A 19,873-nucleotide genomic window follows, 5' to 3' on the forward strand; every position below is an offset into this window, starting at 1 on the left:
CCGCCGCAGCAGTGCGGCGGTGCATCCGCCCACCTTCTGCGAGCTCCCAAGGAGCATCACCATGACCCGATCTGCTGGGACCGCCAGTCTCATGGCGCCCACACCCCTGACTCGACGTCTGCTCGTCATCGCGTTGACCGTGATGGCGATGCTCCTGTCGTACGCGACCGTCACGCCGCTCGTCCCCACCGCGCACGCCGCGGGCCCACTGATCTCGCAGGGCAAGCCCGTGACGGCCTCCTCGGTGGAGAACGCAGGAACCGCCGCGGCGAACGCGGTCGACGGCAACGCCGGCACCCGCTGGTCGAGCGCCTTCTCCGACCCGCAGTGGATCCAGGTCGACCTGGGCGCGACGGTCGCCATCGACCAGGTGGTCCTCAACTGGGAAGGGGCGTACGCCCGCGCCTACCAGATCCAGATCTCCACCTCGGCGACCGGACCGTGGACGAACGTCTACTCGACGACGACGGGTGACGGCGGCGTCGACACGCTCGCGGTCGCCGGCTCCGGCCGGTACGTCCGCATGAACGGCACGCAGCGCGCGACGGGATACGGCTACTCGCTGTGGGAGTTCCAGGTCTTCGGCGCCGGCGACCCGCCGCCCCCGACCTGCAACACGGCCGTGAACGCTGCGTTGAACAAGCCCTCGTCCGCCTCGTCGACGGAGAACGGCGGCACCCCCGCCGCGAGCGCCTTCGACGCCAGCACCACCACCCGGTGGGCCAGTGCTCCCTCCGACCCTCAGTGGGTCCAGGTCGACCTCGGCAGCACACAGAGCATCTGCCGCGTGGTGCTCAGCTGGGAGGCGGCGTACGGCCGCTCGTACCAGGTCCAGTCGAGCGACTCGCCCACAGGCCCGTGGACGAACCTCTTCACGACGACGACCGGTGACGGCGGCGTCGACACCCTGACCGTCACCGGCAGCGGACGCTACGTGCGCATGACCGGCACCGTCCGCGGTACGGGCTACGGCTACTCGCTCTGGGACTTCCAGGTCAACGTCGGAGGCACGGCGCCTCCCACCACCTGCGCCTCCCAGCCGACCGTCCCCAACTTCGGCCCGAACGTCCGCATCTTCGAGGACAGCACGCCGGACGCCACGATCCAGACGTCGCTGAACGAGGTGTTCGAGGCACAGAAGAGCACGCAGGCCCACCAGTTCCACGACCGGCGTGACGCGCTCCTGTTCAAGCCCGGGTCGTACGACGTGTACGCGAACATCGGCTTCAACACCTCGATCCAGGGCCTCGCGCAGAACCCCGACGGCGTGACCATCAACGGCGCCGTCACGGTCGACGCGTTCAACGCGAGCGACGCCGGCAACGCGACGCAGAACTTCTGGCGCAGCGCCGAGAACCTGACGATCAACACGAACGGTGGGCGCAACCGCTGGGGCGTGTCCCAGGCCGCACCCTTCCGCCGGATGAACGTCAACGGTGGCCTCGACCTGTTCCCGGCGTCGTACGGCTGGTCCTCGGGTGGCTACATCTCCGACACCCGCGTCACGGGCTCCGTCGAGTCGGCGTCGCAGCAGCAGTGGTACAGCCAGAACAGCACCTTCGGCAGCTGGAGCGGCTCCAACTGGAACATGGTCTTCTCCGGGGTGAACGGCGCTCCGGCGACGAACTTCTCCACCGCACCGAGCGGCGTGCACCACACGAACGTCGGCACGACGCCGGCCGCGCGTGACGTCCCGTACATCTACTTCGCCAACAACGAGTACCGCCTGTTCCTGCCGAGCCTGCGCACGAACGCCAGCGGTCCCAGCTGGGCCGTCGGCGCACCGACCGCCGGGACGTCCGTCAGCTTCGCCCAGGTCTTCGTGGCACGTCCGTCGGACAGCGTCGCGACGATCAACGAGCGCATCGCGGGTGGCTGCCACGTCGTGTTCTCGCCCGGCGTCTACAACCTCGCCGCCCCGATCGTCGTGAACCGGCCCGACACGGTCCTGCTCGGCATGGGCTACGCCACGCTCGTCCCGCAGGGCGGTGTCACGGCCATCTCGATCGGCGACGTCGACGGTGTCCGCGTCAAGGGCATGTTCATCGACGCCGGCACCACCAACAGCAGCTCCCTGATGACGGTCGGCACCACCGCGGGCATCGGCACCAACCGTGCCGCCAACCCCGTCACCGTGCAGGACGTGTTCTTCCGCATCGGCGGCCGCGTGGCCGGGAAGGCGACCAACTCCCTCGTCGTCAACAGCAGCAACACGATCGTCGACCACACCTGGATGTGGCGGGGCGACCACGGCAACGCGGGCACCATCGGCTGGACGATCAACACGGCCGACACCGGGCTCGTGGTCAACGGGAACAACGTCCTTGCGACCGGCCTGTTCGTCGAGCACTACCAGAAGAACGAGGTCATCTGGAACGGCCAGGGCGGACGGATCATCTTCTTCCAGAACGAGAAGCCCTACGACCCGCCGAACCAGGCCGCGTGGATGAACGGCTCGACCCAGGGCTACCCGTCGATCAAGGTCGCGAACAACGTGACCTCGTTCCTCGCCCAGGGCCTCGGCAGCTACGTGTTCTTCCAGGCGGACCCGTCGGTCAACGTGTTCAGCACCTTCGAGGCGCCCGTGAACCCGAACGTGCGCTTCCAGAACATGGCCATCGTGTCCCTCGGAGGCGTCGGCAACATGTCCCACGTCATCAACGGCACCGGCCCGGGGGTGAACAGCGGCACGAACAACGCCTACATGCTCAGCTACCCGTGACGACGGGCATCACCCTCGTCACCAGGCGCAGCAGGTGACGTGCGCCGGCCGGCCCTGTCTGACGGGCCGGCCGGCGGCATCTGCGCCTCGTTGCGCGCCTGGGTAGGTCGGTCTGCGGTCTGGAAACGATTCGGGTCATTGTCATGCCGGACACCGCACCGGAGGGTGCCTGTACATCCCGGCAGCCCTAGCCCTGGAGAGGGACTCATGACCCGCATCTCACCGCTCCGCCGCGTGACCGCCGCGCTGTCCACGCTCGCGGTCGGAGCCGCGACGCTCGTGGGCGTCGCCATCCTGGCCACACCGGCGTCCGCCCACGGCGCCGTGACCGACCCGCCCACCCGCATCTACGGCTGCTGGGAACGGTGGAGCTCCGGCCACACCAACCCGGCGATGGCGACACAGGACCCCGCGTGCTGGGCCGCCTGGCAGGCGAACCCCAACGCCATGTGGAACTGGAACGGCATCTTCAAGGAGGGCGCCGCGGGCCGCCACGAGCAGTCGGTCCCGAACGGCAAGCTCTGCTCGGCCGACAACCCCATCTACGCCGCCGCCGACGTGCCCGGCCCCTGGAAGACCACCCCCAAGCCGTACGACTTCCCGCTGACGCTGACCGACCCGTCGAACCACGGCGCGGACTACCTGAAGATCTACGTCACGAAGCAGGGCTACGACCCCACGACCGAGCAGCTCGACTGGTCCGACCTGGAGCTCATCAAGACGACCGGCCGGTACGCCCCGTCCAGCCCGTACGTCACCGACGTGAGCATCCCGCGTGACCGCACGGGCCACCACGTCCTCTTCACCATCTGGCAGGCCAGCCACCTCGACCAGCCGTACTACCAGTGCAGCGACATCCAGCTCGGCGGCGGGACCACGCCCACCCCGACCCCGACGCCCACTCCGACTGCGACGCCCACCCCGACGCCGACCGTGACCCCCACGGCGACCCCGACGCCGACGGTCACGCCGACGCCGACGCCCGCCGGGACGGGTGGATGCACCGCGAGCTACGCGAAGCACGGTGAGTGGGGCAGCGGCTTCAGCGGCGAGGTGAGGGTCACCGCCGGCACGGCCCCGATCAAGGGCTGGCAGGTGTCGCTGACGTGGCCCAACGGTCAGCGAATCACCAACATCTGGAACGCCAGCGCCACCTCCAGCGGGTCCGCGACCACGGCGAGCAACCTGTCCTACAACGGCAGCCTTGCGGCGAACGCCAGCACGACCTTCGGGTTCAACGGCTCGTGGTCGGGCAGCAACGGCAACCCGGCCGTCGCCTGCACGGCACTCTGACGCACCGCAGGGCCGCTCGTCCTTCCGGACGGGCGGCCCTGCGCGTCCAGCTGTGACGGCCGAGGGCCTGCGCTCCCGTACCGTCCCGTCTTCGGGTGGTGCGCGTACGGCCCCCGCTCAGGAGCGGCAGCGGGAGATGGCCCCGACCGCGGGACGGATCGGAGTCGGGTCGTGACATCGTCGACAGGCGGACCGGAGCAGAGCCTGCCGGGTGGCGCTGCGCCGCGCGGGAGGGCGTCGGCCGCGTGGCGCACCGCGCTGGTCGCGGTGCTGAGCGCCGCGTGCTGGTTCGCGTGGTTCGGGTGGGACACCACGTACCAGGTCGACCCGGCGACGGGCGTCGCGAGCGGGCCCTACGAGGCGTGGCAGGTGCTGGGGTGCGTGCTCAGCCTCGCGGCGGTCGTCGTGCTCGGGTCCCTGGTGCTCGGGCCGTGGTGGACGGTGCTCACCGCGACCGTGGCGTTCACGACCGCCTTCTCGGTCACGGCGAGCAGCGACGAGACGGGGCTGTGGGGCGTCGGGGCGGTGCTCGTCGCGTTCGGGGTGGCCGCCGGATCGACCGTCCTGGCGACGGTCATGTCGCTGGTGGCGAGCCGCCGTCGCGCCCGGGCGGCCTAGTCCAGTGCCCGCGCCGGTTCCGGTGACGTTCGTCAGCACACGGAGGACCACTCGCCCGGGGTGGAACCTTTCGCCGAGATGCTGCGTGTTGAGGGTGTGACGATGACCGGGGACGCCTCAGCGGTGCTCGCCGAGGGCGACCCCGCGCGTCAGCACGACGATGGTGCGGACTGGGTCGTGGTGGCCACCGGTGCCACCTACGAAGACGAGTTCGTCGCGTTCGTCGCCGCAGCTCGTGATCCGCTGTTCCGGATGGCGTACCTGCTCTGCGGGGACCGGCACCGCGCCGAGGACCTGACCCAGCAGACCTTCGAGAAGACCTGGCGGACCTGGCGCAGCGCCCGACGCGGCGACCCTCTCGTCTGGGCACGGCGGATCCTGGCCAACCAACGCATCGACACCTGGCGACGCACCCGACGAGAGGTGCTCACCGGGCTCGAGCAACCGGACGCGACGACCCGGTCGTCGACGAAGTCCGTCGACGACCGTGACGCAGTGGTGCGGGCGTTGCTCCTGCTGCCGATCAAGCAGCGTCGCGTGGTCGTGCTGCGGCACCTCCTGGAGCTGTCGGAGGCGGAGGTCGCCGCCGAGCTGGAGATGCCGGTGGGGACCGTGAAGTCATCGGCAGCGCGGGGACTGGCTCAGCTGCGGCGCACGCTCGACGAGACGCGGTCGGAGGACTCATGACGCTCACGACGGAGGAGCAGTACGCCGCCCGGCTGCGCTCCGCGATCCACATCGACGACCTCCACTCCGACGCGCAGCCCGAGCAGGTCCTGCACGCCAGCCGGAGTGCACAGCGGCGTCGGGCGTTGCGGACCTCGGCCCTGGTGCTGTGCGGCGTCGTGGGCCTGGGGTTGGCGGCACCAGCCCTCATGGAGGAGGTGCGCCGGAATGCCGACGTGCCCCCGGCGACGCAGCCGGAGGATTTCGAGGTCGTCGTCGACACGACCAACGGAACCATCACGTTGCCGTGGGACCGCTACCGCCTCAGCGAGTCCGAGCAGTCCGAGGTCAGCCGTGCGAGCGCGCTGGCGATGCGCGCCTGCGCCGCAGAGCGGGGGTACGACATCCCCGAGCAGTCCAGCGGCGGGGACATCCCCTACGACCGGCGGTACGGCATCTGGTGGATGCCACAGGTCGAGGTGTTCGGGTACGACGTGCCGACGACGCCGGCGATGGCCGCGTGGCAGGCCGCAGGCGGCGACCAGGGCACGACGACCGACGAGCAGATGGCGATCCTCGAGGGCTGCAACGCGACGCCCGACGTCAAGCAGTTCTGGCCCACGACCCAGCTCAGCATCAGCGGGGCCACCCCCCGCTTCGAGGAGCAGGTGTTCGAGAGCGAGGCTGGCCGAGCGGTCTTCCAGGACTGGGAGGAGTGCCTGGTCGCCCACGGGCTGCAGAGGGACGAGTCGGGCAGCCCGTGGGGTGTCTCCGACGGCACCGGACAGCAACCGCCCGGTGTCGCTACCGCGGTGATCGACGCCCAGTGCAAGGCCGACGTCGACTACATCGAACGGCTCGCCCGGCTGCAGGCCGACGTGCAGGCCCCCTACATCGCCGCCCACCGCGGCGAGCTCACGGCCATGCGCGCGACCCTCGACGAGTCCCTGCGCCGCGCACGCATCTACGTCGCCGAGCACGGATGACCGCGATCCGCCGACGGCCGGGTGCTCTCGTGCTCAGCGTCCTGGCAGCCGTCTCGGCAGTGAGCGCGTCGTCGTGCTCAGATCGCAGCACCGACGGCTTCGCCGTCATCAACGACAGCGACGTCGCCGTCACCGTGGAGTTCGTCGACGAGCTCCACGAGCTCACGGTCCAACCCGGGCACCGCGAGGTGGTGCGCATGGACGACTGCCTCGGCACCGCCGTCCTGGTCACCGCCACCGGCCAGCGGGACATCACGCTCGACGGATCGGCGTGCCGCGGTTCCGTGCTCTACGTCCTCGAGGACCACACCGCGTTCATCGAGTCGATGTACGCCTGAGAGCCAGACCATCGGCGCCGTGGAGGCGGGGCGTCCGTCAGGCGGTCACCGTGATCCTCTGGCAGTACCAGGCGTTCCGGTTGGAGGTCATGTAGATCCAGTCGCACACGTCGACCTCCAGCCGAACCCCGTCGGGGATGTTCTGGAGCCACGTGCAACCGTTGTAGACCCACGTCGAGTGCCCGAGCGAGGTGCTGATGTGGGCGCCGTCGCCGTCACGGTCGACGACGTCGCACAGGCGCAGCGTGTTGGCCGAGTCGTTGTAGTAGACGCTGGACTTCCACGTCGTGGAGTGGATGGTGAAGTCTGCGGCCTGCGCGGGTGTGGCGATCATGACCATGAGCAGCGAGATGGCGGCGGCCGCGACGGCCGACCTCTTCCTGACCTTCAAGACGAACCTCCGGACGGCGAATGCACCCGGGCGGGCGCGCGTGGAAACGCTAACGCCCAGCACCGTGTGACGCTCGCGGACTCATTCCGGCCGGCGCAGCAGCGACCGGGCGAATAGACAGAGTCATGTCGAGATGCATGACAGATCGAGCGCCACTGAGCGCCATTCCGCTGACTTGCTGCCGTCTCGACCGGCCGTCGGGGCCAGTGAAAAGAAGCGTTCGCGGGGACACCGGCATGCCGTGCATTTCTCCGCTCGTCAGCGCCGGTTCACCTGCCAGCTGTCGTCATCGACGCGGTGCCATCGCTGGTCGACCTCGGGTGCTGGCGGCGGAGTGGTGAACCAGAACGTCTCATCCGGGTTCCAGCCGGCCAGGACCGAGCTGGTGCCTGGCTCGACTGCGACTGCTCGACCGGCCGTGCTGAGGTAGCCGGCGGTCGTCACGTGGACTGCGTCGACGTGGGCCGCCGCGCGCGCCCAGTCAGGGACCACCCAGCGGTCGGTGACGCCGGTGGTGCGGAACCAGTCGTGGCGCCGGGATGCGGTGCCCTCGAGAGGAAAGCGCCGGCAGAGCAGCGCCCACGCCTCGGGCCCGTCCACCTCGTAGACGGTGGCCTCTGCCGGAGTGGCGACCCATCGCACCAAGGCCTGGTCCCAGCCGTAGGCGTCCTCGACCAGCCGGAGCCCGACAGGCCCGTACGGGTCGACACTTCGCGTGGTTCGCGTCAGATCGCGCGGCGGGGTGGACCACCACGTTCCGCCGAAGGCAGCTCGTGGGTCAGCGGGCCGTTCGCGCTGCGCCCTGGCCTCCTCCTCACGAGTGGCGTCCCGCCAGCGAGACAGGACCCGGTCGGCAACCTGATCAGAGGGGTTGGTCGGCGACGCAGGGTCATCGAAGACGACACACGCCTGCGCCGTGCGGTCGATCGGTGCCGACCACCACGCGGGCGGGCCGAACGAGGCGATGCGGGCAGCGACCCGGGACAGCGCGCCGTGCACGTGCGGGGTGGCGGCGAGCACGTCCTCGCCGTCCGGCTCCTGCCAATAGCGCGCACTGTCGACCGCCGCGGTCAATCCGACGAGCAGGATGTCGGTGCTGAGCTCGCCCAGTGGCACGGCATCCAGGAACCGGGCCACGTCCGCAGGTGTGGGCGTCCGCTCTGCTCCCTCCGGTCCACCGGATCCGGCGCGCAGGATCACCCGCGAGGTGCCGGAGCCTGGATCGAGGTGGTGAGCCGAGAGGAACGCCGCGTGAAGGTACTCCTGAGCCGCCGGCCCGGCGGTCACACGCGCGAGGGCCGCCGCGACCTCGAGGCACAGGCGCCGCCCACGCGGCCCGGCCATGAGGTCGCCGCTGCCAGTCACGAACTCACCGTAGAGCCGCCGACGACCGCGGGCGTCTCGTCCGCCACACGACGTCGTCGATGCTCGACCTCGCTGCAGCGACGACCGTGGTGCGTGCCTGGCGTGGGAAGGAGGACTGGTCGAGTCACGCATCGATCGCGCTGACGGGAGCCTGCGGCCGTAGCGATTCGCAGGCGCTCGACGAGGGCATCCAGCATCGACGTGAGCCGAGGCGAGCGACCACACTTCGGCATGGACAGCGCCGCTCCAGACTGGGACGCCATCGACTTCCCGGCTGCCCGCGCCACAGCAGCCGACCCGAGCACGGCGGACCTCGTCGCCGGCGACCGAACCGCGGGGTGTGCCCTCTCGCTGGTCGCCGACAGGGCCACGGGCTGGCTGGTCGTCGTCATCGCACACCCGGTCACCGGAGAGACTTTCGTCCCCCAGGTGGTCAACCGGCATGACCACACGCGCATGCGCGGATCGGTAGACGCTGCGTACGGCCGAGGGCCGCGGCTGCACTACGCCCTCGCGTGCGCTCCTGGGATCCGAGGCCTGCGAGCTCGGGTTCCCGGCGGGACGTGGCGCGTCCGGCTCGTCGCACCCTCGGGCTGGGCCGCGATCTGTCTCGCACTCGAGGACGTCACCCTGCCGCTCGAGGTCGCCGTCCTCGAGGATGACGCCTGGGTCGAGCTGGACTAGTGAGACCCACCCGTTCGGCCTGGCCGACCTCTCGCGAGCCGACCAAGGCCGCGCGACGCACCTGGTGTCCAGGTGCGCGGTCAGTCGTCGCAGCAGCCGTCGTCGCAGTGCTGGTCGTCGCAGTGCGCCTTGTCGCCGCCGACGAGCTGGGAGACCGGTGTGCAGCACGCCTCGCCCTTCCAGGCCTCGATCCCCTCGCGGATCGCGAACGCGGCGATCACCACAGCGGCGATGGGGTCGGCCCACCACCAGCCCAGCGTGCTGTTCAGCACGAGGCCGACGAGCAGGACTGCGGACAGGTAGGTGCAGATGAGGGTCTGCTGGGAGTCGGCGACCGCGGAGGCGGACCCGAGCTCACGCCCGGTCCGGCGCTCGAACCAGGAGAGGACCGGCATCACGGCGAGGCTGACTGCGGCCAGGATGATCCCGACGGTGGAGTGCTCCGGCTCGGTCGCGTTCAGCAGCGTGCGGGTCGCGTCGACGGTGACGAACGCCGCCAGGCCGAAGAAGGACAGCGCGATGGTCCGCATCGCGGCGCGCTCCCGGGTGTGCGGGTTCGGGGCGGAGAACTGCCACGCGATCGCAGCCGCGGACAGCACCTCCACGATCGAGTCCAGCCCGAACCCGATCAGCGCCGACGAGGAGGCGAGCCGGCCCGCCACCAGGGCGATGACAGCCTCGATGACGTTGTAAGCGATGGTCGCGGCCACGACCCAGCGGATCCGCCGCTCGAGCAGGGCGCGACGGTCCGGTGCCAAGGGACGGGGACCGATCGAGATGCTGCTCATGCGCAGCTGCAGTCCGGGCCGCAGCACGTCGGGTCGACTGCGAGCACCAGCTGCAGCAGGTCACCGAGCCCGGACGCCAGGTGCGGGTCCGCCAGCCGGTACCACGTCCGCCGGCCGTCCGGGATCGACTCGACCAGGCCACAGCCGCGCAGGCAGGCAAGCTGGTTCGACATCACCTGCCGTGAGACGCCCAGCGCGTCCGCCAGGTCCGACGGGTACGCCGGAGCCTCCCGAAGAGTCAGCAAGATCCGGGTGCGCGTCTCGTCGGACAGGGCGTGACCCAGTCGGGCGAGTGCAGAGGTGTGCGTGAGCGTGGCCGTCTCCATGAGCGCGACCGTACATGACACGCTGTATTCAGCGGAAGGTGTACTTGCCCGTCGCTCGAGCGCTCGGTTCCCCCAGCAACCGATCCACGTACCGGTGGGCAGCCACAGGAGGAGTGGGCACCGTGCAGGGCGTCGAGCGCACCGTCACGGCCGTGTACGTACTGTCGGGGCATGGCAGAGCTTGGGCGCGTCACGTGGCCACCCGGACCGATCGCCACCGATCGACTCCTGCTCCGGCCGCCGGAGGCGCGCGATCGCGCGGCCTTCGTCGAGCTGTACACATCACCCGACGTCGGGACCTACGCGGGCGGAGCACGATCGCGTGAGGCGGTCGAACGCGCGCTCCCAGCGGCTCCGCAGGGGCGTCCCGGTCATTTCGTGATCGACGTCGACGGAGCAATGGTCGGCATCGTTCAGCTCGAACGCCGCGACGTCGACTACGAGGTTCGCCAGGCGGCGGGCAACGTGGACCTCGGGTACCTCCTTCTCCCGGAGGCATGGGGACGGGGATACGCCACCGAAGCGTGCGACGCCGCACTCAGCTGGTTGGCCGGCGCACTTCCCGGTGAAGCCGTCGTGCTCGTCACCCAGAGCGCGAACGCGCCGTCGATGCGCCTGGCAGCGAGGCTGGGGTTCGTCGAGGTCGAGCGGTTCGAGGCATACGACGCCGAGCAGTGGTTCGGCAGGTGGACACCGCCGACAGCGACCGGCTGAGTCCCTCGAGGCCCTTCTCCAACTAGCGGTCGTCGTGACCGTGGGCCATGATCCGGGTGCTTCCGAATCACCGGAAGCATCACCCCTTCCGGCAGGCTCGCCGGACCCCTTCCCCTGGAGTGCCCATGCTCGCGCTCGTCGCTGCCGCGATCTTCGCCCTCGCCCTGCTCCTCGACCTCGTCGAGGCGAACGTCGGGGACGCTCTGACCCCCCAGACGCTGATGTTCGCCGGTCTGTTCTTCCTCGCGCTGCACCTGGGAGGAGTCGGCGGATCGTCGCCGGTGAACGGCGGCTGGCGGGGGCGTGGGGGGAGTTCGCGCCGGCGGTAGGGGCTCGTACCACGTCCTGCAGAATCTCGTCCGCATCCACGTCGGGACACCTCCGGCGCGCGACAGCGTGGCTGCGATCAAGCGTCGTCCTCTGACGGATCGGGTCGAGAACTGAGCCGGCGGGCACAGCAGGGCCGCCTGTACGGCCAGCGGTCGCAGTCTCGGTGCTGTGCGCGTCGACCGACAGGGATGTCGAATGACCGGTACGGGCACTCGGGCCCGCCAGGCAAACGACAGAGTGTGTCCATGAGCGGCTGGAGCACGATCACGACGGGTGTTGTCGAGCTGCCGGACGGACGCCGCGTCCGCGGGCGGGCTTTGGCTGCCGGGCCGCCGGCGGGGCCGGAGCTGCCCGACTTCGGGCTCTATCTCACCGCTACGCCGCACCACGAGGAGGGTTGGGAGTCGCGCTGGGTCTGCTGGCCCGACTTCCGCCTGCCGCGCTCGCCCTCGGATGCGCTTGCCGCGATCGCGGACGCCTACGAGCGCTCGGCCTCGTCGAAGGTCGAGATCGGCTGCGATGGCGGCACCGGCCGGACTGGCACGGCGATCGCTCTCCTCGCCCGCTACGCGGGGGTGCCGGAGCGGGACGCAGTCCGGTGGGTGCGCGCCAACTACCGACCACAAGCGGTTGAGACGCCCTGGCAGCGCCGTTTCGTCCGTAGCGCCGCTCTCTCCCGATGACGGCGGTCGTCCATCGGGCACACATCGGAGGCGGCAACGGAAACAACGCAACCTGATTCTCGAGTTGTCTTGCACCTCGCATTGTCGAGATGCAAGATGTCTCAACAAATCGGCCTGGATACTCTGCCTACCCGACCCGTCCTGGCGCGCCTAGGGCGTGAGGCGACGCTTCACCATGCTGGCCGCGGCAAACCCGAGGAGCAGAGCCGGCCCAGCCATGGCCGCGAAGAAGGCAAGATCATCGAGACTGAAGGCCGCCGCGACAAGGAATCCGCCAATACAGCCGACGGTGCCTCCGACCACGGCAGCCAGAGGTGGAAGCCATTCCTTCACGATGCATCCTCTCTCCGCCGACGGCCAGGCGCACTCGGTGACCGCCTGGGGCGCCGCGCGTCGTGCTGCCGGCAACCGACGCCAGCGTGACTGACCCGTCGGGCACAGCGTCGGCGGAGCCGAGCACAACGCTCAGGTCGGGGCAATCTGTCGCGCGCATCTCGACACTCGCATCTCGACAGGAGAGGCGTCGTGGTGGTGTCGAGCTACGGCGTGCATTCCCGGCTCCCCTGCAGGCTACGTCCGTCGACAGGGCGTCCACAGCGACGTTCGGTCGACGTACGGCACAGCAGCCCGAGGGGGGTCTTCGCCGCCAGCAGGGCGAAGGACGACGCAATCGACAGGGCCGACAGGGCGCTCTCGGCGGGGGTCGAGGACCAGCGTCACGGTCAGTCCCGCGCTCGTGCGGATCGGGCCGTGCGCGGTGGACGCAGGCCGCGCGGGGATGGCGCGGAGTCGCGGCGACCCGCTCGAATCCGGTCTCCACCGGCATTCATCACCATGATTCCGGCATCTCCACCGAATTCCGGACAGAATACCGTCCGCGACTCACTTCAGCCCCTCTCGGGGTGCCTCGGTGACGATCCTGTGGTGATATGAGCGCCAGCATGAACGGCGTTGCGCAGAAAAGGTGCAATTCCGGTGTCGAGTTCTTGATGTCCCGATCACGCGCTCTCCCAGAGTCGAGCGCCGTAGTCGTGCTGATCGTGCGTTCCGGGGGGGCCGCAGTTGTTCTTTCGCTTGACCAGCGGCGCTCGTCGCGATGCGATCCGCCGTATCGGGATGACTGCGGCCGCCACAACAACAGTCGTCGTCCTGGCACTGAGCGGCGCTGCCCCCGGAGCGGCGTCCGCGACCGTCCCGCCTACGGACGCACCCGAGCCTTCTGCATCGTCGTCACCGGACCCGTCGCCCGCGACGCCCCCTCCAACTCCCGAGCCGACACCGCGGCCGGTCCTCGAGGATGCCGAGCAAGCGTCTCCGACCGTCACGGCACCGGCGGCGGAGCCGACTGCGTCCGAGCCGAGCGGTCCCGAGGCGCCGGCGCCGGGTGAGAGCTCTCGCCAGGCGACGTCCGCCCTGGCGGCGGCCTCCGACGTCTCGGTCCTCGCCGCGGGCGTCCCCGAAGCGCCCGCCCAGCTCTGGCTCGAGGACTTCGAGGGGAGCGCGACGCCGGCGCAGCTCGGCACCTACGCCTCCAACCGGTACACCGCGGCGGCCTTCTGGCTGAGCTACACCAACTGCAACGGCGTGATCGTGAACTACACGGCGACGTTCCCGGCGACCGGCTTCTGCGGCGCCGCGACCGACGTCGTGCCCCGTAACCAGGTGCGACGCATGGCCGACGTCCTCGGCCAGTACCGCCTCGGCGTGGTCGGCGGCACCACCAACACCACACCGGTCAACGGCTCCACCTCGGGTGCTTCCGGGTCCCAGGCGAACCGGGCCGTCGCCGCGCTGACGATGACGGGTGGCACGACGACGGCGAACCAGACGCTCATCGAGTCCGCAGCCGCCGTCGGCCTGACCGCCACCGCCGACCGCTACTACGCGGCGTCCGTCGACGTCGCGGAGGACTCGTGCTCGGCCCGGCCGGGCGGGGTCAACAACAACTCGCGGCTCGACGTCGCCCTGGTCGTCGGGACGACCGTGTCACCCCTCACCGCGGCGCCGGTCATCGCCTGCAACGTCACCGGCGGTCGCTACACCTCGCCCACCCTGACGGGCGGGTTCGGCACCGAGACGTCGGTGCGCGCGGGCCGGTTCTTCACGGACAGGGCCGTCCGGCTCACCGCGACGCAGGCCGCGCAGGCGCGGATCCGCGTCAGCAACCAGATCTCCGCCTCCGACGGCAACGACGTCGCGATCGACAACCTGCGGATCGTCGATGCGACACCGAGCCTCGACAAGGCCTTCGCGACCGACGTCGGCACGGCGGGCACGCCGACGACGCTGACGTTCACGGTCACGAACACGGCCGAGCTGGCCGCCAAGACCGACTGGAACTTCACCGATGCCCTGCCGCAGGGTCTCGTCGTCGCCCCGACGCCGGCGGTCGGCGGCACGTGCGCCAACGTCACCGGCACGGCGTTCTCCGTGCAGGCCGGAGCCGGCGCCACCTCGGTCGTCGTCACCGGGGGCGACCTCGCGGCCAACGCGGTGAGCTGCACCATCACCGTCAACGTGGTGGCGCCCGCCCCCGGCACGTTCGTGAACGGTCCGGCCAACGTCACGACCGTGCTCAACGCCCCCGAGAGCGCGACGTTCGTCGCCGAGGCGCCGGCTCGCATCACGATCCGGAAGAACGTGACGGGGCGAGCCACCGTCGGCGACCAGTTCCGCCTCGCTCTGAGCCTCGGTGCGACCGAGGTCGCGACGGCCACCACGACGGGGGCCACCACCGGGCTCCAGACCGCGCAGGTCGGGCCGGTCAACGTCACGCGCGGGAGCGTCTACACGATCTCCGAGACCATCGTCTCCACGGCCACGCTGAACACCTACACGACGAGCTACCAGTGCCTGCGGGGCACGACCACGATCGCCACGGGTACCTCGATCTCGGGCCCGATCACCGTCCCGAACGAGGCAGGCGCCGAGATCGTCTGCACCTTCACCAACACCCCGCAGACGGCGAGCCTCTACTGCGACGGCACGTACTACTACGCCGTCCGCACGGACGGGTCGATCGTGCAGGTGAGCTCCACCAGCACCGCCGCGCCGACGCAGCTCGTCGGCGCCGTGACCGGTGCGACCGACGTCAACGCCCTCGGCGTCAACGGCGACGGCACGCGCGCCATGGCCATCGACCGCACGGGCACCAACGGCGTCAACGCCGGCGGCATCATCAACTACGCCATCGTCGGCAGCGCGCTCCAGGGCACGCGCACGGCCTTCACGGGCACCCAGGGGTCCTTCCTCGACCGCACGGGTGCGTCGCTCGACGGCACGATCATCGCCGGTGCTGTCGACCCCATCAACGGGCGACTGGTGGTGGGCAAGTCGGTGGTCGGTTCGGTGCGGCTGTGGGAGTACACGCCGACCACGCTCAACAACGGCAGCCGGTTCCTCTACCTCGGACAGGTGGCGACGGGAACCACGACCGGGGAGAACGGCGACATCTCCTTCGACGCGCAGGGCAACCTGCACGTCGTGCAGACCGCTGCCGACTCCAGCAGCGTCGGCATGTTCAGCGTCACCCGGGAGGCGCTCCTCGCCGCGTCCGGCGGCACGATCCCGGCCAGCGCCACCGTCCGCCGGGCGCTCAGCGGCACGGACACCGGGTTCGCCCTGGCGGCGGTCAACGGCATGGCCTTCTCCCCGACCGGCGTCGTCTACCTCGGCAACGCGACGTCGGCGTACCAGTTCGACCCGGTGACGTGGGTGCGCGTGCCGAACAGCCCGCGCGCCACCATCGGCACGACGGCACCGAGCACCGCCACCGACCTTGCCGGCTGCGCGTCGCCGTCGACGATCTCGGTCGAGAAGAACGTGGTCGGCCGGCTGAACGCCCTCGACCAGTTCCGTCTCGCTCTGTCGGGCGGGTCGCCGCTCGCCGAGTCGTCCGTCGCGACGACGACCGGGACGGCCACGGGTGTCCAGGCCGCACGGATCGGGCCGACGCCCGTGCAGATCAACACGTCCGTCACCATCTCCGAGACCATGGCCACCGGCTCCGTGTCCCCGCTGACCGCCTACACCACCGTCTACGAGTGCTGGGCGGACGGGGTGCGGATCCTCACGGGGACGAGCAAGTCCGCCGCGATCACCATCCCGAACCGCCTGAGCGTCGGGGTCGCGTGCACCTTCACCAACTCGCCGGCACCGTTCGCGACCGTGCGCGTGACAAAGCTGGTCGAAGACTGGAGCGGCGGCAACCGCACGCCCACCGCCGGCTGGACGATGACGACCACAGCCACCGCCACCACCGGCAGCACCGTCAGCGTCCTCCCCGCGCGGGACCCCTCCCAGGTCACCGGAGCGGACGGGACCGCCACCTGGCAGGTGCTCTTCGGTGGCGCGTCGCAACGCGGCCGCGTGACCGTGGCCGAGACGGCTCAGTCGGGATTCCGCTACCAGAGCCTCGTGTGCACGGTGAACGGCACGGCCGCGAGCACCACGGTCACGACCGTCGGCAACCAGGTGCGAGGTGCGATCAACGTCGACGTCGCGCCGGGGGGCGTCGTGGAGTGCGTCTACGCCAACCGGCCGGTCGCCACGCTGTCGCTCGTCAAGAACGTCTCCTTCGGTGGCGCAGCGCCGTCGCTGTGGCAGCTCGCCGCCACGCGCAGCCTGTCCACGGCACTCGCGGGACCCAGCGGCGCCGGCGGCAGCGGCGCGGTCACCGCGGTGACCGTGTCGGCGGAGACCCCCTACCGGCTGTCGGAGACGGGCGGCCCCGCCACCTACGTGCAGGTGGGTGGCTGGTCGTGCGTCACCGCGTCCGGAGCAGTCGTGCCGGTGACCACGGCAGGAGACGTGAGCCTGACCCGCGGGACCGACGTGACCTGCACGGTCACGAACGCGACAGCCGCACTGACCCTGCTGAAGAACGTGCAGAGCCCCTCGACGGGGTTCGTGCCGGCCACCTGGAACCTCACCGCGACGCCGGCCGCGCTGAGCGGGTTGAGCGCGACGACCGTCAGCGGTGCGGACTACGCGGCCCTCGGCAACCCGACCAGCACGATCAGCGTCCGGCCCGGGCACACCTACACCCTGAGCGAGGCGCTCGCGCAGAGCGGGGCGCGGCTCGCCTACCGGCAGCTGCGCCTCGAGGTGCGTCAGCCGGACGGCAGCTGGACCGCGGTGACGTCGCCGACCATCACGGCCCCGGCGGCCGGGCAGACCGCGGTCTACCGCTTCGTCAACGCCCCCGTCTCGCCCCCTGTGCTCCCGCTCACCGGCGGGACGAGCAGCGACGCCTTCGTCGTCGGCGGAGGGGCGCTGCTGGTGCTCGCGATCGCGATCGCCGTGTGGCAGCGACGTCGTCGCAAGGGAGGGAGCGTGATGTGAGCCGTTGACCACCCCACCAGCGCTTCCCCGTCCTCAGATCCGAACGACCACCCCGCAACACCACTTCTCACCCATGGCAGGAGCCACAATGTCCAGGTCCTTCACCAGGCGGTTCACCGCCGCGATCGGCGCCGTCGTCCTGGCCGCCGGCGCGGCGATGGTCGCCGTCGCACCCGCGCAGGCGGTCACCCTGCCCGGCAACATCGACCCCGACCAGCCGCGCAGCCTCACGGTGCACAAGTTCGCGCTCGGGCCGGGCAACGGTCAGAACGCCGGTACGGGTCAGGAGCTCCCCTCCACGGCCGGCCTCGGCACGCCGCTCCCCGGCGCCGTCTTCACCGCGACGCAGGTCGCCGGTGTCGACCTGACGACGCCCGAGGGCTGGGCGATCGCCAACAGCCTGAGCCCGCAGGCGGCGTCGACGCGGCTGACCGGCACGCCGTACACGTCGACCGCCTCGGCGGCGGACGGTACCGCGACCTTCCCGACCGGGATGCCGCTCGGCCTGTTCTACGTGCAGGAGACGGTGCTGCCCGCCGACGCGACCAACGCGACGGCGCCGTTCCTCGTCTCGCTGCCGCTGCCGACCGGACCCTCCGGCGCTCCGGCCAACCAGTGGGTCTACGACGTGCACGTGTACCCGAAGAACGCCGTCACCGAGACGACGAAGACGCGTGTCCCGGCTCCCGCAAACTCGGAGGAGGCGCGCAACCCCGACCTCATCCGCTGGTCGATCGCGTCGAGCATCCCGACGCTCGCCGCAGGTGACACGATCACGACGTTCACCCTCACCGACACCGTTCCGAGCGCACTGGTGTTCCCCGCCACGCCTCCCGCGGGTGTCTCGCCGTCGACCGTCACGGTGACGAACGCCGGGGGGGTGGCTCAGAACTTCGTCGCGGGCGTGGACTACACCATCGTCAGCACGGCTGCGACGTCGACGACGGACGCGACGTCGGTGCTCACCTTCACCACGGCGGGTCTGACCCGTCTCACCGGTCTGCAGGGGGGTCTGGTGTCGTTCAACGTGCTGACCCGTGCCGTGTCGATCCCGTCGAACGGTCTGATCACCAACTCGGCGACGGCCAACATCAACGGCTCCACGGAGACGGTGACGGGCACCACCCCGATCGGTCAGCTCACCGTGTTCGCGTTCGAGAGCAACAACGGTGGCCCGCGCACGCCGCTGGCAGGCGCGGTCTACCAGGTGTACCTGAACCAGAACGACGCGAACAACCAGCAGAACCCCGTCTCGATCAACGGCACCACCGACTGGACGACCGGCGCCAACGGCTTCGTGGCGATCCCGATCATCACGCCCGGGAACTACTACGTGCGCGAGATCACGCCGCCCGCCGGCTACAACGTGCCGCAGAGCAACCCGGTCCAGGCCGTGGTCGTCGCGGGTCCGACGTCGACGGTCCCGCCGGTGCAGAACTACGTCGAGTTCAACCACACCCAGGTGTCCGTGGCGAACTTCCTCCTGCCGTACACGGGTGGCGACGCTGGTGTGTGGTTCAAGACCGGTGGCATCGCGCTGCTGGCGATCGCCCTCGGTGCCGCGATCCTCGTGGCGCGCCGGCGTGCGCTCTCCGCACCCACGCACGCGTAGCCTGACGTGATGACGACGGAGGCGGGGCGTCCTTCGGGACCCCCGCCTTCGTCGTCCCCGGACGGCTCCGGGACGACGACGCTCATAAGGCCGGCAAGCCGCCGAACAGGGGGATGGCGGATGCCGTGGATCGCGCTCCTCGTCGCCCTGATCGCGGTGCTGGGCGCCGGCCTCCTGCTCTTCCCCACCGTCGTGTCGTGGTTCAGCCAGTACGAGCAGTCGCAGCGCATCGACGACCTGACCGCGGACGTCGCCGACCTCGGCTCCGCCAAGCTGCAGGAGGAGCTCGACCGCGCCCGCGCGTACAACGAGGACATCGTCGGCGGAGGAGCGAACCTCGTCGCGAACGGGCGCCTGCCGGTGGCTGACGAACCCGATCCGGCTGGGGAGTACGACACCGTCCTGCGCGCCGACAGGACGGGCCTGATGGCTCGCCTCAAGATCCCGGCGATCGACGTCGACCTGCCCGTCTCCCACGGCACGAGCGGGGACGTGCTCGAGCACGGCGTCGGGCACCTCGAGGGCACCGCTCTCCCGGTGGGCGGGGAGTCCACCCGCTCGGTCCTCACGGCTCATCGCGGCCTCGCGACCGCGGAGCTGTTCACGCACCTCGACAGGGTGGAGGTGAAGGACACCTTCACCATCGAGGTGTTCGGAGAGGTCCTGACGTACCGCGTCGTCGACACCCGCGTCGTCGAGCCCACGGACGGGGAGAGCCTCTTCCCGGTCGAGGGGCGGGATCTGCTCACCCTCGTGACCTGCACGCCGCTCGGCGTGAACAGTCACCGCATCCTGGTCACGGGCGAGCGCGTCATCCCCACGCCGCAGGCCGATCTCGACAGCGCCGGTCAGAGCCCGGAGATCCCGACCTTCCCCTGGTGGGTGCTCATCGCCACCGGCGTGCTGGTCACGGCCGGCGTGTACGTCGAACGGTCCGGACGATCGCGCGCTCGTCCCGCCGTCGCCACGGGTGGCCAGGAATAGCGGAAACTCGGCCACATGGCACGCGAAACT

Annotated in this window: 18 protein-coding genes; 13 read left to right on the plus strand and 5 right to left on the minus strand. The window is 70.4% G+C overall.

Annotation, left to right across the window (positions count from 1 at the left end; genetic code table 11):
* Positions 1–61: 61 nt before the first annotated feature.
* The 6 genes from CXY01_RS17950 (at position 62) to CXY01_RS17975 (ending at position 6,623) form a co-directional block, all read left to right on the plus strand.
* On the plus strand, positions 62–2,722 hold the full coding sequence (locus CXY01_RS17950) for a discoidin domain-containing protein (protein ID WP_146930233.1): 2,661 nt from the start codon (positions 62–64) through the stop codon (positions 2,720–2,722).
* A 207-nt stretch (positions 2,723–2,929) separates the two neighbouring features.
* The gene (locus CXY01_RS17955; protein ID WP_146930236.1) at positions 2,930–4,015 is read left to right on the plus strand and encodes a lytic polysaccharide monooxygenase; all 1,086 of its coding nucleotides are present in this window, start codon (positions 2,930–2,932) and stop codon (positions 4,013–4,015) included.
* A gap of 171 nt (positions 4,016–4,186) precedes the next feature.
* A complete protein-coding gene (locus CXY01_RS17960) occupies positions 4,187–4,633 on the plus strand; it encodes a hypothetical protein (RefSeq protein ID WP_246125474.1) in 447 nt (148 codons plus the stop codon).
* A gap of 102 nt (positions 4,634–4,735) precedes the next feature.
* Positions 4,736–5,320, plus strand: a complete 585-nt coding sequence (locus CXY01_RS17965) for a SigE family RNA polymerase sigma factor (protein WP_146930239.1) — start codon at positions 4,736–4,738, stop codon at positions 5,318–5,320.
* On the plus strand, positions 5,317–6,285 hold the full coding sequence (locus tag CXY01_RS17970) for a hypothetical protein (protein ID WP_146930242.1): 969 nt from the start codon (positions 5,317–5,319) through the stop codon (positions 6,283–6,285). Before CXY01_RS17965 ends, CXY01_RS17970 begins: the two co-directional genes overlap by 4 nt.
* Entirely contained in the window at positions 6,282–6,623 is a 342-nt protein-coding gene (locus tag CXY01_RS17975) for an adenosylhomocysteinase (RefSeq protein ID WP_146930246.1), read from the plus strand. The genes CXY01_RS17970 and CXY01_RS17975 overlap by 4 nt, the downstream gene beginning before the upstream one ends.
* Positions 6,624–6,660: 37 nt before the next feature.
* Here the strand turns inward: CXY01_RS17975 and CXY01_RS17980 are convergent, their stop codons facing one another.
* Both CXY01_RS17980 and CXY01_RS17985 read right to left on the minus strand, forming a co-directional pair.
* Positions 6,661–7,014, minus strand: a complete 354-nt coding sequence (locus CXY01_RS17980) for a hypothetical protein (RefSeq protein ID WP_146930249.1) — start codon at positions 7,012–7,014, stop codon at positions 6,661–6,663.
* A gap of 258 nt (positions 7,015–7,272) precedes the next feature.
* Entirely contained in the window at positions 7,273–8,151 is an 879-nt protein-coding gene (locus tag CXY01_RS17985) for a hypothetical protein (RefSeq protein ID WP_146930251.1), read from the minus strand.
* A 459-nt stretch (positions 8,152–8,610) separates the two neighbouring features.
* On the opposite strand from CXY01_RS17985, the gene CXY01_RS17990 reads away from it, so the two are divergent.
* Positions 8,611–9,063, plus strand: coding sequence for a hypothetical protein (locus CXY01_RS17990; protein ID WP_146930254.1), 453 nt, complete (start codon positions 8,611–8,613; stop codon positions 9,061–9,063).
* Positions 9,064–9,143: 80 nt separating this feature from the next.
* Here CXY01_RS17990 and CXY01_RS17995 read toward each other — a convergent pair whose 3' ends face one another.
* Positions 9,144–9,851, minus strand: a complete 708-nt coding sequence (locus CXY01_RS17995; RefSeq protein WP_146930257.1) for a cation diffusion facilitator family transporter — start codon at positions 9,849–9,851, stop codon at positions 9,144–9,146.
* Positions 9,848–10,177, minus strand: coding sequence for an ArsR/SmtB family transcription factor (locus CXY01_RS18000; protein WP_146930260.1), 330 nt, complete (start codon positions 10,175–10,177; stop codon positions 9,848–9,850). The genes CXY01_RS17995 and CXY01_RS18000 overlap by 4 nt, the downstream gene beginning before the upstream one ends.
* Before the next feature lie 171 nt (positions 10,178–10,348).
* Here CXY01_RS18000 and CXY01_RS18005 point away from each other — a divergent pair, with 171 nt between their 5' ends.
* The 3 genes from CXY01_RS18005 (at position 10,349) to CXY01_RS18015 (ending at position 11,904) form a co-directional block, all read left to right on the plus strand.
* Positions 10,349–10,891, plus strand: coding sequence for a GNAT family N-acetyltransferase (locus CXY01_RS18005; protein ID WP_146930263.1), 543 nt, complete (start codon positions 10,349–10,351; stop codon positions 10,889–10,891).
* A gap of 125 nt (positions 10,892–11,016) precedes the next feature.
* A complete protein-coding gene (locus CXY01_RS18010; RefSeq protein WP_146930266.1) occupies positions 11,017–11,220 on the plus strand; it encodes a hypothetical protein in 204 nt (67 codons plus the stop codon).
* A 246-nt stretch (positions 11,221–11,466) separates the two neighbouring features.
* On the plus strand, positions 11,467–11,904 hold the full coding sequence (locus tag CXY01_RS18015) for a protein-tyrosine phosphatase family protein (protein WP_146930269.1): 438 nt from the start codon (positions 11,467–11,469) through the stop codon (positions 11,902–11,904).
* 150 nt (positions 11,905–12,054) lie between these two features.
* On the opposite strand, the gene CXY01_RS18020 is transcribed toward CXY01_RS18015, so the two are convergent.
* A complete protein-coding gene (locus CXY01_RS18020; protein ID WP_146930272.1) occupies positions 12,055–12,237 on the minus strand; it encodes a hypothetical protein in 183 nt (60 codons plus the stop codon).
* Between the two features lie 783 nt (positions 12,238–13,020).
* Between CXY01_RS18020 and CXY01_RS18025 the strand changes: the two genes are divergently transcribed.
* The 3 genes from CXY01_RS18025 (at position 13,021) to CXY01_RS18035 (ending at position 19,843) form a co-directional block, all read left to right on the plus strand.
* Positions 13,021–17,247, plus strand: a complete 4,227-nt coding sequence (locus CXY01_RS18025) for a DUF7933 domain-containing protein (RefSeq protein WP_146930274.1) — start codon at positions 13,021–13,023, stop codon at positions 17,245–17,247.
* 88 nt (positions 17,248–17,335) lie between these two features.
* Complete coding sequence (locus CXY01_RS18030) at positions 17,336–18,859, plus strand: SpaH/EbpB family LPXTG-anchored major pilin (RefSeq protein WP_146930277.1); 1,524 nt, start codon at positions 17,336–17,338, stop codon at positions 18,857–18,859.
* A gap of 120 nt (positions 18,860–18,979) precedes the next feature.
* Positions 18,980–19,843 (plus strand): class C sortase, encoded by an 864-nt coding sequence (locus CXY01_RS18035; protein WP_146930280.1) that lies wholly within the window; start codon positions 18,980–18,982, stop codon positions 19,841–19,843.
* Positions 19,844–19,873 lie beyond the last annotated feature (30 nt).

Origin of the sequence: Cellulomonas xylanilytica (assembly GCF_007989805.1) — a bacterium.
GTDB lineage: Bacteria > Actinomycetota > Actinomycetes > Actinomycetales > Cellulomonadaceae > Cellulomonas > Cellulomonas xylanilytica.

Coding starts and splice junctions, on each gene's coding strand:
- CXY01_RS18025 (WP_146930274.1), top strand. CDS start 13,021: ATGACTGCGGCCGCCACAACAACAGTCGTCGTCCTGGCACTGAGCGGC.
- CXY01_RS17995 (WP_146930257.1), bottom strand. CDS start 9,851: ATGAGCAGCATCTCGATCGGTCCCCGTCCCTTGGCACCGGACCGTCGC.
- CXY01_RS17965 (WP_146930239.1), top strand. CDS start 4,736: ATGACCGGGGACGCCTCAGCGGTGCTCGCCGAGGGCGACCCCGCGCGT.
- CXY01_RS17970 (WP_146930242.1), top strand. CDS start 5,317: ATGACGCTCACGACGGAGGAGCAGTACGCCGCCCGGCTGCGCTCCGCG.
- CXY01_RS18030 (WP_146930277.1), top strand. CDS start 17,336: ATGTCCAGGTCCTTCACCAGGCGGTTCACCGCCGCGATCGGCGCCGTC.
- CXY01_RS18000 (WP_146930260.1), bottom strand. CDS start 10,177: ATGGAGACGGCCACGCTCACGCACACCTCTGCACTCGCCCGACTGGGT.
- CXY01_RS17975 (WP_146930246.1), top strand. CDS start 6,282: ATGACCGCGATCCGCCGACGGCCGGGTGCTCTCGTGCTCAGCGTCCTG.
- CXY01_RS17950 (WP_146930233.1), top strand. CDS start 62: ATGACCCGATCTGCTGGGACCGCCAGTCTCATGGCGCCCACACCCCTG.
- CXY01_RS18005 (WP_146930263.1), top strand. CDS start 10,349: ATGGCAGAGCTTGGGCGCGTCACGTGGCCACCCGGACCGATCGCCACC.
- CXY01_RS18015 (WP_146930269.1), top strand. CDS start 11,467: ATGAGCGGCTGGAGCACGATCACGACGGGTGTTGTCGAGCTGCCGGAC.
- CXY01_RS18035 (WP_146930280.1), top strand. CDS start 18,980: ATGCCGTGGATCGCGCTCCTCGTCGCCCTGATCGCGGTGCTGGGCGCC.
- CXY01_RS17990 (WP_146930254.1), top strand. CDS start 8,611: ATGGACAGCGCCGCTCCAGACTGGGACGCCATCGACTTCCCGGCTGCC.
- CXY01_RS18010 (WP_146930266.1), top strand. CDS start 11,017: ATGCTCGCGCTCGTCGCTGCCGCGATCTTCGCCCTCGCCCTGCTCCTC.
- CXY01_RS17955 (WP_146930236.1), top strand. CDS start 2,930: ATGACCCGCATCTCACCGCTCCGCCGCGTGACCGCCGCGCTGTCCACG.